The organism is Bradyrhizobium rifense (assembly GCF_008123425.1).
Taxonomy (GTDB): Bacteria; Pseudomonadota; Alphaproteobacteria; order Rhizobiales; family Xanthobacteraceae; genus Bradyrhizobium; species Bradyrhizobium rifense.
Genome location: NZ_VSSS01000061.1, coordinates 95,200 through 110,751, shown reverse-complemented (window position 1 = coordinate 110,751; position 15,552 = coordinate 95,200). Strand labels below are relative to the sequence as shown.

The 15,552-nt window shown below is 64.9% G+C and carries 17 protein-coding genes and 1 tRNA gene; 6 read left to right on the top strand and 12 right to left on the bottom strand.

The features are described 5' to 3' along the window. Positions 1 to 73: 73 nt before the first annotated feature. Genes FXB40_RS36140 through FXB40_RS36115 form a run of 6 tightly spaced genes read right to left on the bottom strand, consistent with a single transcriptional unit; the run spans position 74 to position 4,999 of the window. Entirely contained in the window at positions 74 to 775 is a 702-nt protein-coding gene (locus tag FXB40_RS36140; RefSeq protein WP_148777053.1) for a PulJ/GspJ family protein, read from the bottom strand. Beyond that, on the bottom strand, positions 772 to 1,179 hold the full coding sequence (locus FXB40_RS36135; RefSeq protein ID WP_148777052.1) for a prepilin-type N-terminal cleavage/methylation domain-containing protein: 408 nt from the start codon (positions 1,177 to 1,179) through the stop codon (positions 772 to 774). Before FXB40_RS36135 ends, FXB40_RS36140 begins: the two co-directional genes overlap by 4 nt. After that, positions 1,145 to 1,660, bottom strand: a complete 516-nt coding sequence (locus FXB40_RS36130) for a prepilin-type N-terminal cleavage/methylation domain-containing protein (RefSeq protein ID WP_148777051.1) — start codon at positions 1,658 to 1,660, stop codon at positions 1,145 to 1,147. Before FXB40_RS36130 ends, FXB40_RS36135 begins: the two co-directional genes overlap by 35 nt. Further along, the gene (gene gspG / locus FXB40_RS36125; RefSeq protein WP_148777050.1) at positions 1,605 to 2,075 is read right to left on the bottom strand and encodes a type II secretion system major pseudopilin GspG; all 471 of its coding nucleotides are present in this window, start codon (positions 2,073 to 2,075) and stop codon (positions 1,605 to 1,607) included. The genes FXB40_RS36130 and gspG overlap by 56 nt, the downstream gene beginning before the upstream one ends. 16 nt (positions 2,076 to 2,091) lie before the next feature. Next, positions 2,092 to 3,309: a type II secretion system F family protein gene (locus FXB40_RS36120; RefSeq protein ID WP_148777049.1), complete on the bottom strand. Its 1,218-nt coding sequence runs from the start codon at positions 3,307 to 3,309 to the stop codon at positions 2,092 to 2,094. Between the two features lie 4 nt (positions 3,310 to 3,313). Then, positions 3,314 to 4,999, bottom strand: a complete 1,686-nt coding sequence (locus tag FXB40_RS36115) for a GspE/PulE family protein (RefSeq protein ID WP_148777048.1) — start codon at positions 4,997 to 4,999, stop codon at positions 3,314 to 3,316. Positions 5,000 to 5,315: 316 nt separating this feature from the next. Here FXB40_RS36115 and gspD point away from each other — a divergent pair, with 316 nt between their 5' ends. From gspD to FXB40_RS36100, 3 genes are all read left to right on the top strand, one after another. Then, positions 5,316 to 7,688 carry a type II secretion system secretin GspD gene (gene gspD, locus FXB40_RS36110; protein ID WP_148777047.1) on the top strand — a complete coding sequence of 791 codons (2,373 nt, stop codon included), beginning with the start codon at positions 5,316 to 5,318 and terminating at the stop codon, positions 7,686 to 7,688. Positions 7,689 to 7,703: 15 nt separating this feature from the next. Then, positions 7,704 to 8,201 (top strand): tetratricopeptide repeat protein, encoded by a 498-nt coding sequence (locus tag FXB40_RS36105; protein ID WP_148777046.1) that lies wholly within the window; start codon positions 7,704 to 7,706, stop codon positions 8,199 to 8,201. Between the two features lie 168 nt (positions 8,202 to 8,369). Next, entirely contained in the window at positions 8,370 to 9,128 is a 759-nt protein-coding gene (locus FXB40_RS36100; protein ID WP_148777045.1) for a Hint domain-containing protein, read from the top strand. A 239-nt stretch (positions 9,129 to 9,367) separates the two neighbouring features. Here FXB40_RS36100 and FXB40_RS36095 read toward each other — a convergent pair. Together FXB40_RS36095 and FXB40_RS36090 are read right to left on the bottom strand one after the other, a co-directional pair. Continuing rightward, positions 9,368 to 9,452, bottom strand: a tRNA-Leu gene (locus FXB40_RS36095). 161 nt (positions 9,453 to 9,613) lie between these two features. Further along, positions 9,614 to 9,856, bottom strand: a complete 243-nt coding sequence (locus tag FXB40_RS36090; RefSeq protein ID WP_008141759.1) for a FliM/FliN family flagellar motor switch protein — start codon at positions 9,854 to 9,856, stop codon at positions 9,614 to 9,616. An 81-nt stretch (positions 9,857 to 9,937) separates the two neighbouring features. Between FXB40_RS36090 and lipB the strand changes: the two genes are divergently transcribed. Both lipB and FXB40_RS36080 read left to right on the top strand, forming a co-directional pair. Next, the gene (lipB, locus tag FXB40_RS36085; RefSeq protein ID WP_148777044.1) at positions 9,938 to 10,675 is read left to right on the top strand and encodes a lipoyl(octanoyl) transferase LipB; all 738 of its coding nucleotides are present in this window, start codon (positions 9,938 to 9,940) and stop codon (positions 10,673 to 10,675) included. A gap of 198 nt (positions 10,676 to 10,873) precedes the next feature. Then, on the top strand, positions 10,874 to 11,587 hold the full coding sequence (locus tag FXB40_RS36080) for a DNA helicase (RefSeq protein WP_187437386.1): 714 nt from the start codon (positions 10,874 to 10,876) through the stop codon (positions 11,585 to 11,587). A 44-nt stretch (positions 11,588 to 11,631) separates the two neighbouring features. On the opposite strand, the gene FXB40_RS36075 is transcribed toward FXB40_RS36080, so the two are convergent. Further along, on the bottom strand, positions 11,632 to 12,054 hold the full coding sequence (locus tag FXB40_RS36075; RefSeq protein WP_148777043.1) for a tautomerase family protein: 423 nt from the start codon (positions 12,052 to 12,054) through the stop codon (positions 11,632 to 11,634). Between the two features lie 110 nt (positions 12,055 to 12,164). Here FXB40_RS36075 and FXB40_RS36070 point away from each other — a divergent pair, with 110 nt between their 5' ends. Beyond that, complete coding sequence (locus tag FXB40_RS36070) at positions 12,165 to 13,022, top strand: LysR family transcriptional regulator (protein ID WP_148777042.1); 858 nt, start codon at positions 12,165 to 12,167, stop codon at positions 13,020 to 13,022. Here FXB40_RS36070 and FXB40_RS36065 read toward each other — a convergent pair. The 3 genes from FXB40_RS36065 to FXB40_RS36055 form a co-directional block, all read right to left on the bottom strand. Further along, positions 13,019 to 13,351: a hypothetical protein gene (locus FXB40_RS36065; protein WP_148777041.1), complete on the bottom strand. Its 333-nt coding sequence runs from the start codon at positions 13,349 to 13,351 to the stop codon at positions 13,019 to 13,021. The genes FXB40_RS36070 and FXB40_RS36065 overlap by 4 nt on opposite strands. Positions 13,352 to 13,438: 87 nt before the next feature. After that, complete coding sequence (locus FXB40_RS36060; protein ID WP_148777040.1) at positions 13,439 to 14,875, bottom strand: TIGR01777 family oxidoreductase; 1,437 nt, start codon at positions 14,873 to 14,875, stop codon at positions 13,439 to 13,441. After that, positions 14,872 to 15,537 (bottom strand): DUF4166 domain-containing protein, encoded by a 666-nt coding sequence (locus FXB40_RS36055; RefSeq protein ID WP_148777039.1) that lies wholly within the window; start codon positions 15,535 to 15,537, stop codon positions 14,872 to 14,874. Before FXB40_RS36055 ends, FXB40_RS36060 begins: the two co-directional genes overlap by 4 nt. Between the last annotated feature and the right edge of the window lie 15 nt (positions 15,538 to 15,552).

Here is a 15,552-nt window from a genome sequence, read left to right as displayed (position 1 = left end):
ACAGGGCTGCAACCACGATGAATCCGCGCTCGCCTGCGCGCGAACCGCCTGCCCTCGGATAGGTCATAATCACCTAACCCCCGGTCCCGTTGCTGTTGCGCGCCTGAGTGTCCGGCGGCGGCGCGTCATTGGCCTGCTCGGATTGCGGCGGGCCGGTGTCGGCACGGACCCGCGTCGCGGTCGACAGCACGACCTTGCCTTCGGCGTCGTGGAGGTCGAAGCGGACCACGGCAGGCAGGCTCGCCCAGTTGGGCCAATTGCCGGTCCACCCGCCACGCGGGCCGGCAAAGGCAAACGTGATCCGAAGCGGGCCACGCAGCAGCACGACCGGATCCGCAAACGGGATCGGGTCGATCGCGGGATCCCCGCTCGGAAGGAGAACGAACGGCGCGCGGCTCCGCACCAGCGCCCTCCCGGCGCGATCAGTCACTTCCGCGATCCGCACGATCTCCAGCCCCGCACGATTGTTGGGGCCGAGCGCCGAGCGCACGAAGATGACCGACGATTGATCGCCGCGAAACAGCGCAGCGGTGCTCGCCCGGTTCGGCATGACGAACTCGGCCGCAGACAGGTCGGCCGCCAGGCGGTCAAGCGCGATCGTGACCTGCTCGTTGCGTTGAACCTGGACCAATCCGCGGCTCCAGGGCGGCAGCCATTCTCCCGTCACGCTCGCCAGCGCGCCGAGGACCAGTCCCATCAGCGCAATGGCGACGAGGGCCTCGAACATGGTGAAGCCGGCAGTCGATTTCCACACCCGGCGACAGAGCGGCCTCATTGGCGTTCCTCGCGGTATTGCAGGCGCAGGGTCTCGAGCGAGACGATCGCACCGGTCGGCGATTGCACGCGAAGCTCGATGCGGCGCGGAATGAACGGCGAATCCGGAATCGCCGTCTCGTCATCCACGAACGGCGATATCCGCATCTGCCAGCGATAGCCGGCCTCCCTGCCCGCAAGCTCGGTCGGAAGCGGCTGACCGCCCTGCGGCAGACGGGATGCGATCAGCCGCGCCGTCTGCATCAATGCGGTATGTTGCTCGAGCTGCTGCGCGCCGCGCACGTTCCTGGCGACGAGCGAGCCGATCGCGGCGAGCACGATCGACACCAGCGCGAGCGCGACCACCGCCTCGATCATCGTGAAGCCGGCTTCACTGTGACGCCTGGACGATATCCTGCGCGACAATGTCTACCCCTCCCGTCAACCAGTTCACCCGTACATCGAACCCGCTGCCGAACCGCGTCAGCCGTATCGCTCCGCCGCAGGACATCCCGCTCGGCAGAAACGTGATGGTCGACGGCACGTCGCGCCCATTGCAGCGCTGCGGCAGCAGCGCATCGAACTCGACGTCATCAGGGACCCTGACGAAGCGCGCGCTCGAACCGGCCCGGATGGTTCGTCCCGGCGCATCGACGACGGCGCCAAACGCGAGCCGTCGCCCGAGCGCCGCATTGCGATCGGCCTTGAGCAAGGTCGCGATCTGGATCGCATAGGCTTCCAGCTTCGGCCGCGACGTCGATATCGGCATGCGCGGCAGCGAAATGGCAACGAGCAGTGCCATGATCGCAAGCACGCAGACCATCTCCAGCAGCGTGAAACCCGCCTCGTCGCTACTTCGCAGCCGAGGTGATATCGCCCGCCGTTCCCGTCCCGCCTTCCTGGCCATCCGAACCGAGCGAACGGATTTCGTAAGGGTCCTTCTCCCCTGGCTGCTTGTAGACATAAGGATTGCCCCATGGATCGTTGGGAACGCTAGCGCCCTTCACATAGGGTCCGTTCCAGGACGTCACGCCGCTCACCGCGTGGGCGAGCGCACCCAACCCCTCGGAACTCGTCGGAAAGCGGCCGGCATCGAGGTAAAACAGGTCGAGCGCGCTGCCAAAACTCTGGATCTGGATTTTTGCAGCCTTCACGCGGGACTCGCTGAGATAGTTGAGCACGCGCGGGCCGACCAGCGCCATGATCATGCCGATGATGGTGATCACGACCAGCATCTCGACCAGCGTAAAACCTTCTTCCCCGCGACGGCGTCGACGCCGCCGCGGCGGAGCGAACAGGCTCCTCCTCGAAAAGCGGATCATGCGTGCCCTCCCTTGCTCATCCGACAACTTGCGTGACCGACAGCAGCGCCGTCATGACCGACACGATCAATCCGCCAACGACGACGCTGATGAGGATGATAGCCGCAGGGCCAATGATGGCCACGACACGATCGAGCTGGCGTTGCAGCTTCTCCTCGTAGAATTCCGCGACCCGGCCCGACAACGTCGGCAGCTGGCCGGTCTCCTCACCGAGCCGCAGCATGCGCACCGCGACCGGCGGCAAAACGGCCGAGGCGGCCAAAGCGTCCGCAAGCCTGCCGCCATGACGCACGCGGTCGGCCATCGCCGCCCAGGCCGGCACCTCGCCGGTGGCCGTCATGATGTCGATCAGGATGCGTAGCGTGGCGGTCAGCGTCACGCCACTGCCGAGCAGGATGCCAAGATTGCGCGAGAACAGCGCGGCGCGATGAAATTCCACGACCGTCGAGATCACGGGAAGCCGCGCCAGCTGCGTCACGACACTCGCACGCACGGCTGGCCTGCGCCAGGCGAGCCAGCCGCCGATCACGATGATGCCGACCACGGCGCCGACCTCCGGGCCATGGCCGCGCAGCACGTCAGACAGCGCAAGGAAAACCTCGATGACCGGGTCCGTCTTCGCGTTGAAGTCGCGCAGCACCGCGGAAAACTGCGGCAATACGAATGTGACGAAGAAAATCAGGACACCGCCGGCCGCGAGCAGCACGAAAGCAGGATATTGCAACGCCCCTGTCACCTTGCGACGCAAGGCCTCGGCCCGCGTGCGCTCGATCCCGATCGTCTCCAGGATGTGATCGAGCCCGCCGGACATCTCCCCGACCCTGACGAGGGCGACATACATTGCCGGAAACAGCGTCGGCTCGCGCCCGAGCGCCTCGGCAAAGCTCTCGCCGGACATGATCGCATTCTTGATGTCGTTGATGACAGGCCGCAGCCGGCCGACATCCATGTCATTGGCGAGCAGTTCGAGCGCATCGTTGAGGCGCGCGCCCGCTTTCAACAATAAGGCAAGATCGCGGGTGAAGATGGTGACGTCAGCCGGTCCCGGCCTGGACAGCGACAGTGAGGCCAGCGACAGCGACCAGCCCCTGGCCTCTTCCTCCGGGCCGGCGTCGATCGCGACCAGCCCGAGATATTCGATGCGCTGGGCAACCTCGGCGAGATCAGCCGCGGTGATCGAGCCGGAAACGACTTCGCCCTTCTGTGTCAGCGCGCGATAGCGGAAGTTCGGCATCTCGTCACCGCACGGTGGTCACACGAAGGATCTCCGCCGCCGAAGTCATGCCCGACAGGCATTTTTCAAGACCGTCCTCGATCATCGTCGTCATGCCGTTGCGGATGGCGACCTTGTCGATGGACTCCCAGTCGGACTGCTCCTCGACCAGCGCGCGGACCTCCTCGTTCATCTCCAGCACCTCGAACACGCCGATACGGCCGCGATAGCCGACGCCGCCGCATCGTTCACAGCCAGCCGGTTCGAAGATGACGTTACCGACGGAAAGACCCACCGCCGTGTAGCGCGGATCGGCCTCGACGTCGGCATGGGTCAGCGGCCGGCTGGTCTTGCAGCGGTCGCACAGCTGACGCACGAGGCGCTGCGCGATCACCGCGCGCAGGGTCGATCGCAGCAGGAAGGCCTCGACGCCAAGATCGAGCAAGCGCGGCACGGCTGCGGCCGCCGTCTCGGTATGCAGCGTGGTCAGCACGAGATGGCCGGTGAGCGCGGCGTGGATGGCGACATGTGCCGTCTCGGAGTCGCGGACCTCGCCGACCATGATCACGTCAGGGTCCTGACGCACGAAGGAGCGCAGCGCGGTCGCAAAGGTCAGGCCGATCGACGGCTTGGCCTGGGATTGGGAGATGCCGGGGATCTCATATTCGACGGGATCCTCGATGGTCAGGATTTTTCGCGTCGGCTCGTTGAGCAGCGACAGCACCGTCGCAAGCGTCGTGGTCTTGCCGCTGCCGGTCGGACCGGTGACGATGATCATGCCGTGCGGCAAGGCGAGCATGCGACGCAATTTCGCCTGATCGCTGGCGAGGAAGCCGAGCTTGTCGATCGATAGCAGGGCGCGGTCACGTGGCAACAGGCGGATCACGGCGGACTCGCCATGCTGCGTCGGCATGATCGCGACGCGCACGTCGATCTCCGATCGCGCCGCACGTACGCGCGCGCCACCGTCCTGCGGCAAACGGCGCTCGGCAATGTTGAGCCCCGCCAAAATCTTGATGCGGGAGATCACGGCCGCCGGCGGAACGCCACTCGGCGTCGCCACGTTACGCAGGAGGCCGTCGACGCGCATACGCACGGTGAGCGACGAGCGACCGGGCTCAATATGAATGTCGCTGGCGCGCAGTTCCACGGCGGTCTCGAACAGGTCGTTGACGGCGCGGACGACCGGCGCGCCGCTGGCGAGGTCGCGCAGATTGTCGATGTCGTCGTCCTGTACCGTGGCATTGACGGCGTTGTCGGTGCTGGCCGCCTCCTCCTCGCCGAGGCGCTGGTCGAGCACGGTGCCAATATCCTCGAACGAGGCCACTCTAATGATAGGCGCCGTCCCCAGCACAATCGCCGCCGCCTGGATCGACGCGCGGTCGGTTGGGTCGGCCAGCACGAGCACCGGCGAACCACCTGCGGGCTGGCACGGAAACACCGCCATCTCACGCAGAAACCGGCGCGAGAACTGATGCACCCGGGATTCCGCCGCCATCATCTCCTGAAGCGTGACCCGCGGCAACTCAAAGAATATTGCGACCTCGTCGGCAAACTCGCTGGCCGACAATTCGCTCATTTCCCACAGCTTGCGCAGACCGCCCTCGGTGGGACCGGATCCGTTCAGCCTGCCGAGCTTGTCCGCATCCGCCTTCAGGCCGGCCTTCTGGCCGAAACGAGCTGCGAACTCGTGCGCATTCGGGAGAGCCATGAACGTGTACCGGAAAACTCTGACAGCCGCCAGAAGCGGCGAGCGCGCCGTTTACCTTACTTGTCCGGATGGAAATGTGACGCCGCGACCGCCTGCCCTCACGGCCTCGACACGTTACAGCGAGACGACGATCAAGCACGTTGATATTCCAGCGCGATTCGCCTCGCTCGACGTGGAAGTAACATTTTCGATCACACGCATCACGTCGTAAGCAACATTGATAACACATGACTGTCACAGGAGAACGTTAATCAACGTCATTCGGTCCGACCCGCCGCGAGCGGCGGCAACGGGCGGCGCGTGAGTGAGGTCGACAGTGAGCCGAACAGCATTCCGGATCGGCTTGGTCCTCCAGTGCGCGCTGATCTGCGTGGCGCTCGGGTCGTGCAACACGGTGGGCAACATCGCCGAGGCCGACGCCAACAAGGACCCCGACGTCTTCGACAAGGTCCGCTCGATCGACCTGCTGCCGCGTTATCCGAACCAGTTGCCGCAACGGCAGCTCAGCACCGGCCCCAAGGCGAAGACCGCAATCTACGCGGCCGATCCCGGGGACGATACGCCGACTGCTGTGTCGGCGCAGGCCGCCACGACGAGCACAGACCGGTTCGAGCTGAATTTCGACAATTCGCCGATCGCATCCGTCGCCAAGATCGTGCTCGGCGACATCCTGGGCGTCGGCTACGTCATCGACCCGCGCGTCCAGGGCAATATCAGCCTGTCGTCGGGCCGGCCGATCCCCAAGACCGATGTCGTATTCGCGCTCGAGAATGCGCTTCGTCTGGTCGGCGTTGCGCTGGTGCGCGACGACACCGGCTACCGGTTGATGCCGCAGTCAGACGCGGTCGGGGTCGGCACGGCGGATGCGGCAGACCGCATGACCCCCGGCTACGGCATCACGATCGTGCCGCTTCAATATGTCTCCGCGCAGACGGTCATCAAGCTGGTCGACAGCTTTGCCACCAAGCAAGGCATGATCCGCGCCGACACCAGCCGCAATCTCATCCTGATCCAGGGCACCGGCAGCGAGCGACGTAACGCGGTCGACCTCGTGCTCTCCTTCGACGCGGACTTCCTGAAGGGACAGTCCGTCGGCATCTTCCCGGTGCAGAACAGCAATCCGGGACCGATCATCGCCGAGCTCGACAAGATCGTGGACTCCGGCGAAGGCGGCATGACGCAGGGCGTCATCAAGTTCCAGTCGATCGCCCGCATGAACGCGGTGCTCGCGGTGACGCGGAAGCCGGAATTGCTGAGCCGCGTCGAGACCTGGATTCACCGCCTCGACACCACCAATACCGGACGATCGGCAGTCCACGTCTATCGTGTGAAATTCGGCGACGCCAAGCAGATCGCGCGGGTGCTGAACGACGTGTTCGGCGGCAGCGGCTCATCCAGCTCCTCGTCATCTCCGCTGGACAGCGCGGCCGGACAGGTCGCGCCGGGCTCCGGCATGTCGGCGAGCTCAAGCGGCGGCTCCGCGCTCAACCGCTTGTCGGCCTCGCCCACCGGTCAATCCGGCTCCGGAGGTTTTGGATCAAGCGGACGGAGCGGCAGCGGCGGCAGCGCGACCACGGCAGACGCGTCGTCCAGCAATCAGGGCAGCTATGGCTCGAGCTCGACCGCCGCCCAGGGCGGCGGCGGCCTGTTCGACAACTCCGCCTCGGGCCAGGGCGGCGGACGATCGGGCCCCGGCGGCGCCGGCGTTCTCGATGGCGTGCGCATCACCGCCGACAGCGTCAACAACACGCTGCTGATCTATGCGAGCCAGGAACAGTATCGGACCATCGAACAGACCATCAAGGAAGTCGACCAGCCGCAGCTTCAGGTCGCGATCGATGCAACGATCGCCGAGGTGACGCTGACGGACGACCTGCAGTACGGCGTGCAGTCCTACATCATGAGCCGAGATCTCGGGCTCAAGCCGGACACCGGCTCGTTCGGCTATAGCGGCGCCTCCGCGGTCGTCGCAGCGGCTGCCGATGTCGCGCTCCAGCGCGCCATCCCCGGCTTCAACTTCCTCGTCGGCAACGCCTCCACGCCGCGGGCCGTGCTCAATGCATTGCATTCGATCACCGACGTCAAGGTGCTGTCGAACCCCTCCGTCGTCGTGATCGACAACCAGATCGCCACGCTCCAGGTCGGCGACGAGATCCCGATCCAGACCGGAAGCGCAACCGTGCTGACCGGCAGCAACACCATCGCCAACACCACCGACTATCGCAGCACCGGTATCATCCTGCGTGTGGTGCCGCGGATCAACGCCAATGGCAATGTCAGACTCGACGTCGAGCAGGAGATCTCCAATCCCGTGGCCGCGTCGACCTCGTCGAGTTCCTCCTCGACCTCGACCAACACGCTGACCCCGACCGTGTCGACCCGCAAGGTGCGCAGCTCCGTTGCGGTCGCGAGCGGCCAGACCGTGCTGCTCGCAGGCCTGATCAGCGACAGCCAGACCAAATCCCGCGCGGGCATTCCGGGCCTCGACCAGATTCCCGTCATCGGCGAAGCCGTGTTTGGGCAGACCGACAAGCAGGTCAAGCGCACCGAGCTGATCATCTTCATCCGCCCGCAGATCATCCGTGACGGTGCCGATGCGCATTACGTCGCCGAGGAGCTGCGCACCAAGCTGCGCGGCACGATCAACGCGATCGGGCCGAAGCAGACCGGCCCGACCACCTACCGCTGAGCGCCGGACCAGATGATGTTCAGCTCAACCAGACTTTTCGTCCTCGCCATTGTCCTTGGGATCATTGTTTCCAGCCCTGCCCGTGCTGATGCGCTCGGCGCCGGAAGCGTGGCGTTCGCCCGCAACGACTTCAGCACCGCCGCGCGTCTGTTGCTGCCGCTGGCCGAGCGCGGCAATGCCCGCGCCCAGGCCATGATCGGCTTCATGTATGCAACCGGCCAGGGACTTCCGCAGGCCTATGATGCCGCGGGCTATTGGTACCGGCTCGCCGCCGAACAGGGCGACACCACCGCGCAATATCTGCTCGGCCTCGCCTACGACAAGGGCCAGGGCGTTCCGCAGGACGACGTCGCCGCCTACAAATGGCTCAACCTCGCCGCGGCCAACGCGCCAAAACGCACGCGCGAAAATTTCGCCAAGCTGCGCAACGCGGTAGCCTCGAAAATGAGCCGCGGCCAGATCGCAGCCGGCCAATGGCACGCGCTGCGATGGCCCGAGGACTCGCCGTTCTGAGTCCTTCGCGAGCGCGACCATGTCGCAGTCCCAACCGGGCCTGAGGGGTTTACCCCGCCTGCGCGTTCGTATAGATAACATTCAAATAACATAATCGGACTGTAGTAACGTTACAGATTATCATGTCCGATTCCGTCCGGATGAGCGGCGCAATATTTGAGTCAGAGAATGTCCGAGCCAAATCAAGCGAACACCCCGTCGAAGGCCGTGACCCGGCGCATGATCGTCGCCGCGGCGGCAACGATCGCGAGCGTCGGAAGCGCGCACGCCTATCGCCACACCAATTGCTTTCTGAAGGGCACGCGGATCTCGACCGCGTCCGGCGAGCGCAAAATCGAGGAGCTCAAGGTCGGCGACATGATCCCGACCGTGTTCGGCGGCCAGCGTCCCATCGAATGGATCGGACGCATGCGGCGGACCAGGAGCGACCGGCGCAAGCCCTGGGTGGACGATGCGCGTCCTGTGCGGATCGCGCGCTCGGCGCTGGCTCCGAACGTTCCCTCTGCCGATCTGTTCGTCACACGCGGGCATGCCCTCTTCATCGACGGCGTGCTGATTCCGGCCGAGCATCTGATCAACGGCACCACGATCTCGCTCGACGCGGCCGACCAGCATGACGAGTTGGAATTCTATCATGTGAAGCTTGCGCGCCACGACGTGATCTATGCGGAAGGCGCGCCGTGCGAATCCCTGCTTCGCGTCGACGAAACGAAGAGCAATTCGTCGCTCTATCTGCGCAAGCATGGAGACACGCAGGACGAACACTGCGCACCGATCCTCGGCAATGGCTTGCGGTCCCAGATCATGACCGAGGTCAAAGGCCTGCTGTCGCCGTCGCAAAGCCGGCGGCAACTGGACACGGTCCGCGCCCGACTGGATGCCCGTGCGGCTGCCCTCGCCACGCAGCAGCCGGAAACGGTAGCCTGACATCGTAGATGGACTGCGACGGAGGCCGCACTCTGCGGCCCTAACGCGTTGTGGGTGGCCACCCGCCGGGCGCTTCCCACGAGCGTGATTCCATGCCGCCGGACCCGGACCCTGACAGCGCCGTCCGGCCGCTGGCGGCGCTGTGTGCCACGTCTGTATATCCCTGCGGATAGCCTGTGGAGAGACCGCGCCAAAGCGCGCCCTGCGGGCTCGAAAACTTCAGCATTTTCAAGGGAGTGTGGTGCGCTCGGAGGGACTCGAACCCCCACGATTTTACTCACTGCCACCTCAAGGCAGCGCGTCTACCAATTCCGCCACGAGCGCTTTGGGGATGCCGGCTTGGGGCTTGAGGCCTGCCGGATCAACGGCGCCGATCTAACAAATCCATCAGTGGGGTACAAGCCTGCAAAGGCCCCGAATTCCACAAGCTTGGGAAGAAAATGTTCCGCCCCTGCCCCACCCGGCCTTAGCGGGTGCCCAGGCCGCTATCGTGTGCCTTGCGTCCGCGGCAGCATCTGCTTGACCTCAACCGCGATCCGGTTGCGGTCGACCAGCACGACGCCGGACGCCACCGGCAGATTGTTGGCGAGAACCTTGACCTCGTCGGCCTCGGTTGCGTCCAGCTCGATGATGGCGCCGCGGGAAAGACGTAATACTTGATGGATGGGCATGGTGGTCGTCCCGAGGACGACCATGAGATCCACGGTGACTTTGTCGAGAGTAGGCACTATCAGCACCACCGCAACTGGAGACTACGCCAAGGGACTTGGCATTTGCGCCTGCAATCATCACCACGTTATGGTTAGCCAATGGTTAATTCGCCTCAAAACCCCCGCCAAGAGCTCGATTTGACGTCGTTTTCCGCCGCCAGCGGCCAGCCCGTCGAGTGGCGAATCTCGGACGCTCCGGTGCCCTATCCGGAGGCCGTGGCCGCCATGGAGGCCCGCGTCACCGCCATCGCGGCCGGCGAGGCCCCGGAGCTGGTCTGGCTGCTCGAACACCCCCCGCTCTACACCTCTGGGACCTCGGGCAAAGAGACCGACCTGCTCGATCCCCGATTCCCGACCTTTGCCTCTGGGCGCGGCGGCCAGCTCACCTATCACGGCCCGGGCCAGCGGGTGGCCTACATCATGCTCGACCTCAAGCGCCGCCGGCCGGACGTGCGGGCCTATGTCGCAAGCCTGGAGGAACTGATCCTGAAGACGCTCGCCGCCTTCAACGTCCGCGGCGAGCGGCGCGAGGACCGGGTCGGCGTCTGGGTGAAGCGCCCGGACAAGGGATCCGAGCATGAGGACAAGATCGCGGCGATCGGCGTGCGGCTGAAGCGCTGGGTCTCGTTCCACGGCATCGCCATCAATGTCGAGCCGGAGCTGTCGCATTTCGCCGGCATCGTCCCCTGCGGCGTTGCCGATCCCCGCTACGGCGTCACCTCGCTGGTCGATCTCGGCCAGTTGGTGACCCTGGCCGATGTCGACGTCGCGCTTCGGCAGGCTTTTGAAGAGCTGTTCGGGCCGACCCGCGCGATGGTGCCGGAAGCAGCCGCCTGACGCGTTCCTGTTGGAGACATGCCGTGCGCGTTCTCCATCGGCATGGAATCAGTTACGCTTGCATCCGGCGCCGCCCACGCCTCCCCCCTCCGCCGGGAAAGCAGACCTCATGCCGGGTGACTAAACCATCGGACCGACTGTTCGAGCGCCAGGCATAAGGAGGGATTGCGTTTCAGCTCGCAATGGGAGGTTTTGACGATGAAATTGTCTGCCCCGATCTATCATCTGAAGCGAAAAGCGAAGCGCCTGTCCCGCGAGGAAGGCATTCCGCTCCACGCCGCGCTTGACCGCATCGCCACGACGGAAGGGTTTTCCGCCTGGAGCATGCTGGCGGCGAAAGCCGCCGGAGCGACACCGGCCAACAGACTGTTCCCGCAATTCCAGCCGGGTGACCTCGTGCTGGTCGGCGCGCGCCCCGGTCAGGGCAAGACTTTGATGAGCCTCGAGCTTGCCGTGGAGGCCATGAAGTCCGGCAATCGTGCGGCATTCTTCTCACTCGAATACACCGAAAAGGACGTGCTGGATCGCTTGCGTGCGATCGGCGTGGAGCCGGCGGAGTTCGACAAATTGTTCGAGGTCGATTGCTCCGACGCGATCAGCGCCGACTACATCGTCAAGCAAATGGCCGCGGCCCCCCGCGGCACAGTCGTGGTGATCGATTATCTGCAACTGCTCGACCAAAGACGGGAAAACCCTGATCTGACCATTCAGGTGCGCGCGCTAAAATCCTTCGCGCGCGACAACGGGCTGATCGTCGTCTTCATCTCGCAGATCGATCGATCCTATGACCCCTCCGTCAAGCCCTGCCCTGATCTCGGCGATGTCAGGCTGCCGAACCCGCTGGATCTGAAGTTGTTCGACAAAATGTGCTTCCTCAACAACTCAGAGGTTCAGTTCCGCGCGGCGAGCTGACGACAAAAGCCGCGGGTGAGATGGCTCACCCGCGGCTCACAGCATCACGCCGCCTTCAGCGAAACCTCGAGCTTGCCGGCGATATAGCGGCGCTCCTGGGTCAGGCCGCCAAAACCATAGGCGTCGCCCTTGACCTCGTCGACATGCAGATAGGTCTCGGGATGCAGCGGGCCAAGAATCTCGGCCATGCGCTCGAACATGGCGGCGAGATAGGCCGCCTTCTCGTCCTTGGTGTTGGTGCCTTCGGTGATGTGGATGTCGATCCAGTAGCTGGCGAGCTTCTGCTCAGCGAGCGACTTGCCGCCAGCGAACCAGTCGCCGGCATCGACCGACTTCACGATGATGGCGGTGACCTTGGGATCCTTGTGAAGAATCTTTGCGGTGAGCTCGGACACGGCGTTGGCGATGTCGGCCTTCAGCGAGGGCGACTGGCGTGAGGTAGTGTAGGACACGGTGATCAGGGGCATCGTCGTTCTCCTCAAATGTCGCGCTGTTTGCGCGGCGTTGGTGAGAAGCTAGACCTTGCCCGGTCATTTTTATATCTTATCTCTGTTGATACCAGTGATAAACATTTGAAATGACAGCCACACTCGACATCGCCACCGTCCAGGCCTTCCTGCTGGTCGCCGACCTCCAGAGCTTTACGCGTGCCGCAGAGGCGCTCGGCACGACGCAGGCAGCGGTCAGTCTCAAGCTGCAGCGGCTGGAGACGCTGCTTGGCAAACGCCTCGTCGAGCGTTCGCCGCGCGCGGTCCGGCTCACCGCCGACGGCGCCAGCTTCCTCGATCGCGCCCGCGCGCTGATCGCGGCGCATGATCGCGCGCTGTCGGGCGAGGCCCCGGTCGCGCAGTCGCTCTCGCTCGGCATTTCCGATCACGCCGCCGGACCCGAACTGGTGCCGCTGCTCGAACGGCTGCATGCGATGTCGTCAAACCTCACCCTCGCCGTCACCATCGGCTTCTCGCGCGTGATGCAGGATGCCTATGACGCGGGCGAGCTGGACGCGGTGATCGTCCGCCAGGAAGGCAGCCGCCGCGGCGGCGAGAAACTGACCGAGGACGAATTCGGCTGGTTCGCGTCACGACGCTTCACGCTGCGAAGAGGCGAAGCATTACCGCTTGCCACACTCGCCCCGCCCTGCGGCGTCCGCGCCGTCGCCGTGCGCGCACTCGACAAGGCCGGCATCGCCTGGCGGGAACGCTTTGTCGGTGGCGGCGTCACGGCGGTGGTTGCGGCCGCGCTTGCCGGACTCGCGATCGCGCCGCTGGCCCGACGGATCGCGCCTCCCGGGTTGGTCGACATCGGACCCGCGCACAAGCTGCCGAAACTCGGAAGCTCGAAAGTGATGCTGCATTCGAACGTCAGCGACCCCGCCAAGCTTGCGGCGCTGCGTGCGGTGGCGGCGACGTTCCGGAGTATGGCGGGAGCTGCTTAGCGCCCCGCGTCCAGTCCCGCAGCAAACCAATAGGCAAGCCCGGCCAGACATCCAGCCAAGGCCAAGAGCACATCCATCTCAAGGAGCGTCCCGAAGATGCCGCCTGCGATCACGGCTCCGATCGCAGCGCCGACAGGCGCGTAGAACAGCACAGAGCGAATTCTGAATGACTCGCCGAGCCATATTACGAGCGCGGACGGCATCCCGCTGAGCAGGCAGGTGAAGATCAATGTGATCGGCAGGAAAAACAAGATTAGGGCGACGATAGGACCCAGGCCTTCCGGAAAACCCCGATATGGGAGAGATAGAATTGCGGCGAAGACCGGCAACGCCCCTAGTGTCGCGGTTGCCGTCAAGCATCCGCGGAACCAGCCGTTCACGACTCGCGGACATGCAGCGCAGGACATGACATCACCTCACAAGATCGCCTCGAATGCGCTGCGCAACGTCTCGTGCCGAAAGACAAAACCGCGGCTCAGCGCCTTGTTCGGCAGCACGCGCTGACCGCCGAGCAGGAGCTCGTCGGCAAAGCCGCCGCCGATACGCCGCAACAGGCCGCCGGGGATACGAAACACCGCGGGCCGGTGCAGGCGGCGGCCGAGCTCCTCGGTGAATTTTGCGTTGGTGACGGGGATCGGTGCCGTGGCGTTGACGGGCCCAGCGAGATCTGGCGTTGTCATCACATAGGCGATCAGCCGGATCAAATCGTCGCGCTCGATCCAGGACATCCACTGCCGCCCCGTGCCAATGGGACCGCCGAGCCCGAACTCGAACGGCGTCAGCATGCGCGTGATGAAGCCGCCTTCGGTGCCGAGCACGAGACCGATGCGCAAATTGACCACGCGGACGCCGAGCTCCTCCGCCGGCCGCGCCGCCTGCTCCCAGGCCGCGCAGAGCTCGTGGCTGAAGCAGGCGTGAGATTTTGCCGATTCCGTCAGCACCTGGTCGGCCCACAGGCCGTACCAGCCGATGGCGGAGCCGCTGACGAGCACCTCGGGCTTGCGCTCGAGCCGCGCAATCAGCTTCACGACCTCGCCGGTCAGGTCGACGCGCGAGCCGATGATCTTCGCACGCTTCGCTTCGGTCCACAGGCCGTTGCCGATCGGCTCGCCGGCGAGATTGACGATGGCATCGATTGGCGTGTCCGCGGCAAGCTGATCGAGACTGGTGATCAGCGTGACCGGCGGCGGCAGCATCTCAGCCTTCGCCGGATTGCGGATCAGCGCGATGACGTGATGCCCGGCCCCGCTGAGGCTCGCTGCAAGGCGGCTGCCGATGAAGCCGGTCGCACCGGTGATCAACACGATCTTGCGGCCGGGGATTTTCTCGACAAGCCCGCTTGCAGGAACACTCTTCATGCGGCCGAGCCGGCGCATCGCGGCAAAATCCCTGACGCCGCAGAGTGCAGCGCCAACCGCGCAGGCGCTCGCGGCGATGCTGAGCAGGCCCTGATACACGACGCTCGCGCCAGAGGGCTTCATCGCCCAATCGATCAGGACGGGCAGAAGCAGCACCAGGATGGCGCCGTAATTGATCGCGAGCAGCGTGTGATTGATCCGCTCGCTCGGCGGCAATTTCCGGCTCAGATCCTCCTCAACAAAATCCATCAGTGTGATGACGATCTCCGCAACCAGCACAGCGACGATCGCCAGCGCCAGTACGCCGTAGACCTCCAGCCAGCCGAGCAGCAGGAACAGCAGCGCATAGAGCATGTTGCGGATGCCGTGCAGCTTCAGCTCGAAACGCTGCGAGGGGCGCCAGGCCAGGCGCTCGGTGAACTCGTGATGATAGAAAGTGTCGAACACACCCATCACGATCTGGATGGCGATGAGCGTCCACAAGAGCGGGGTCATGATACGGCCTCCCTGAACACGGCGGACTGGTGGATCAGCGCGCCGTAACGCGGATGAATGACATCGAGGGTGAAGCGGAACGCGCCCTCGCCGAGATCGGAATGTGTGACCGTGAGATCACCCGGCGTGAGCCATTGCGGCAGCGGGATCCACAAGCGCCCGAGCTGCAGACCGTAGCCGGCGCTGCGGAAGGTCAGCGCCTCGCCTTCCACCGCAATGCGCAGCGCCATGGAGACGCCGAAGCCGACATATTCCTCGAGCCCGGTCGGGCCGGCGAAGCGCTTTGCCGAATGGATCACCTGCGGAAAGCCGCGCTTGCGCGCGCAGATGCGGGTCCAGGTCTGGCCGCCGGTCGCGCCGTCCTCGGTCACCGTCACGATCATAGGGACGCCGGTGTCGCGGCCGGTCGGCAGCGGGCCGCCGATCAGGCGGGCGGCCTGCGCAAACCACAAGCCGATGTCGCTGAAAGAGACCTCGTCGACCACGCCGACATAGACCACGCTGTCGCCGTCGGCGACGCGTTTTGAGAAGCGCCGCCAGGTCGCGAGCGGCAGGCGACCCCAATCCTCGTCCGACAGCAGCGTACGGAAGCGGCGATCGTCGAGCAGCTTGATGTGGGCGGAGGTTGGTGCGTTGAAGCCTGATAATCGAGCCAACGTCATCACACCCTCCTCAGA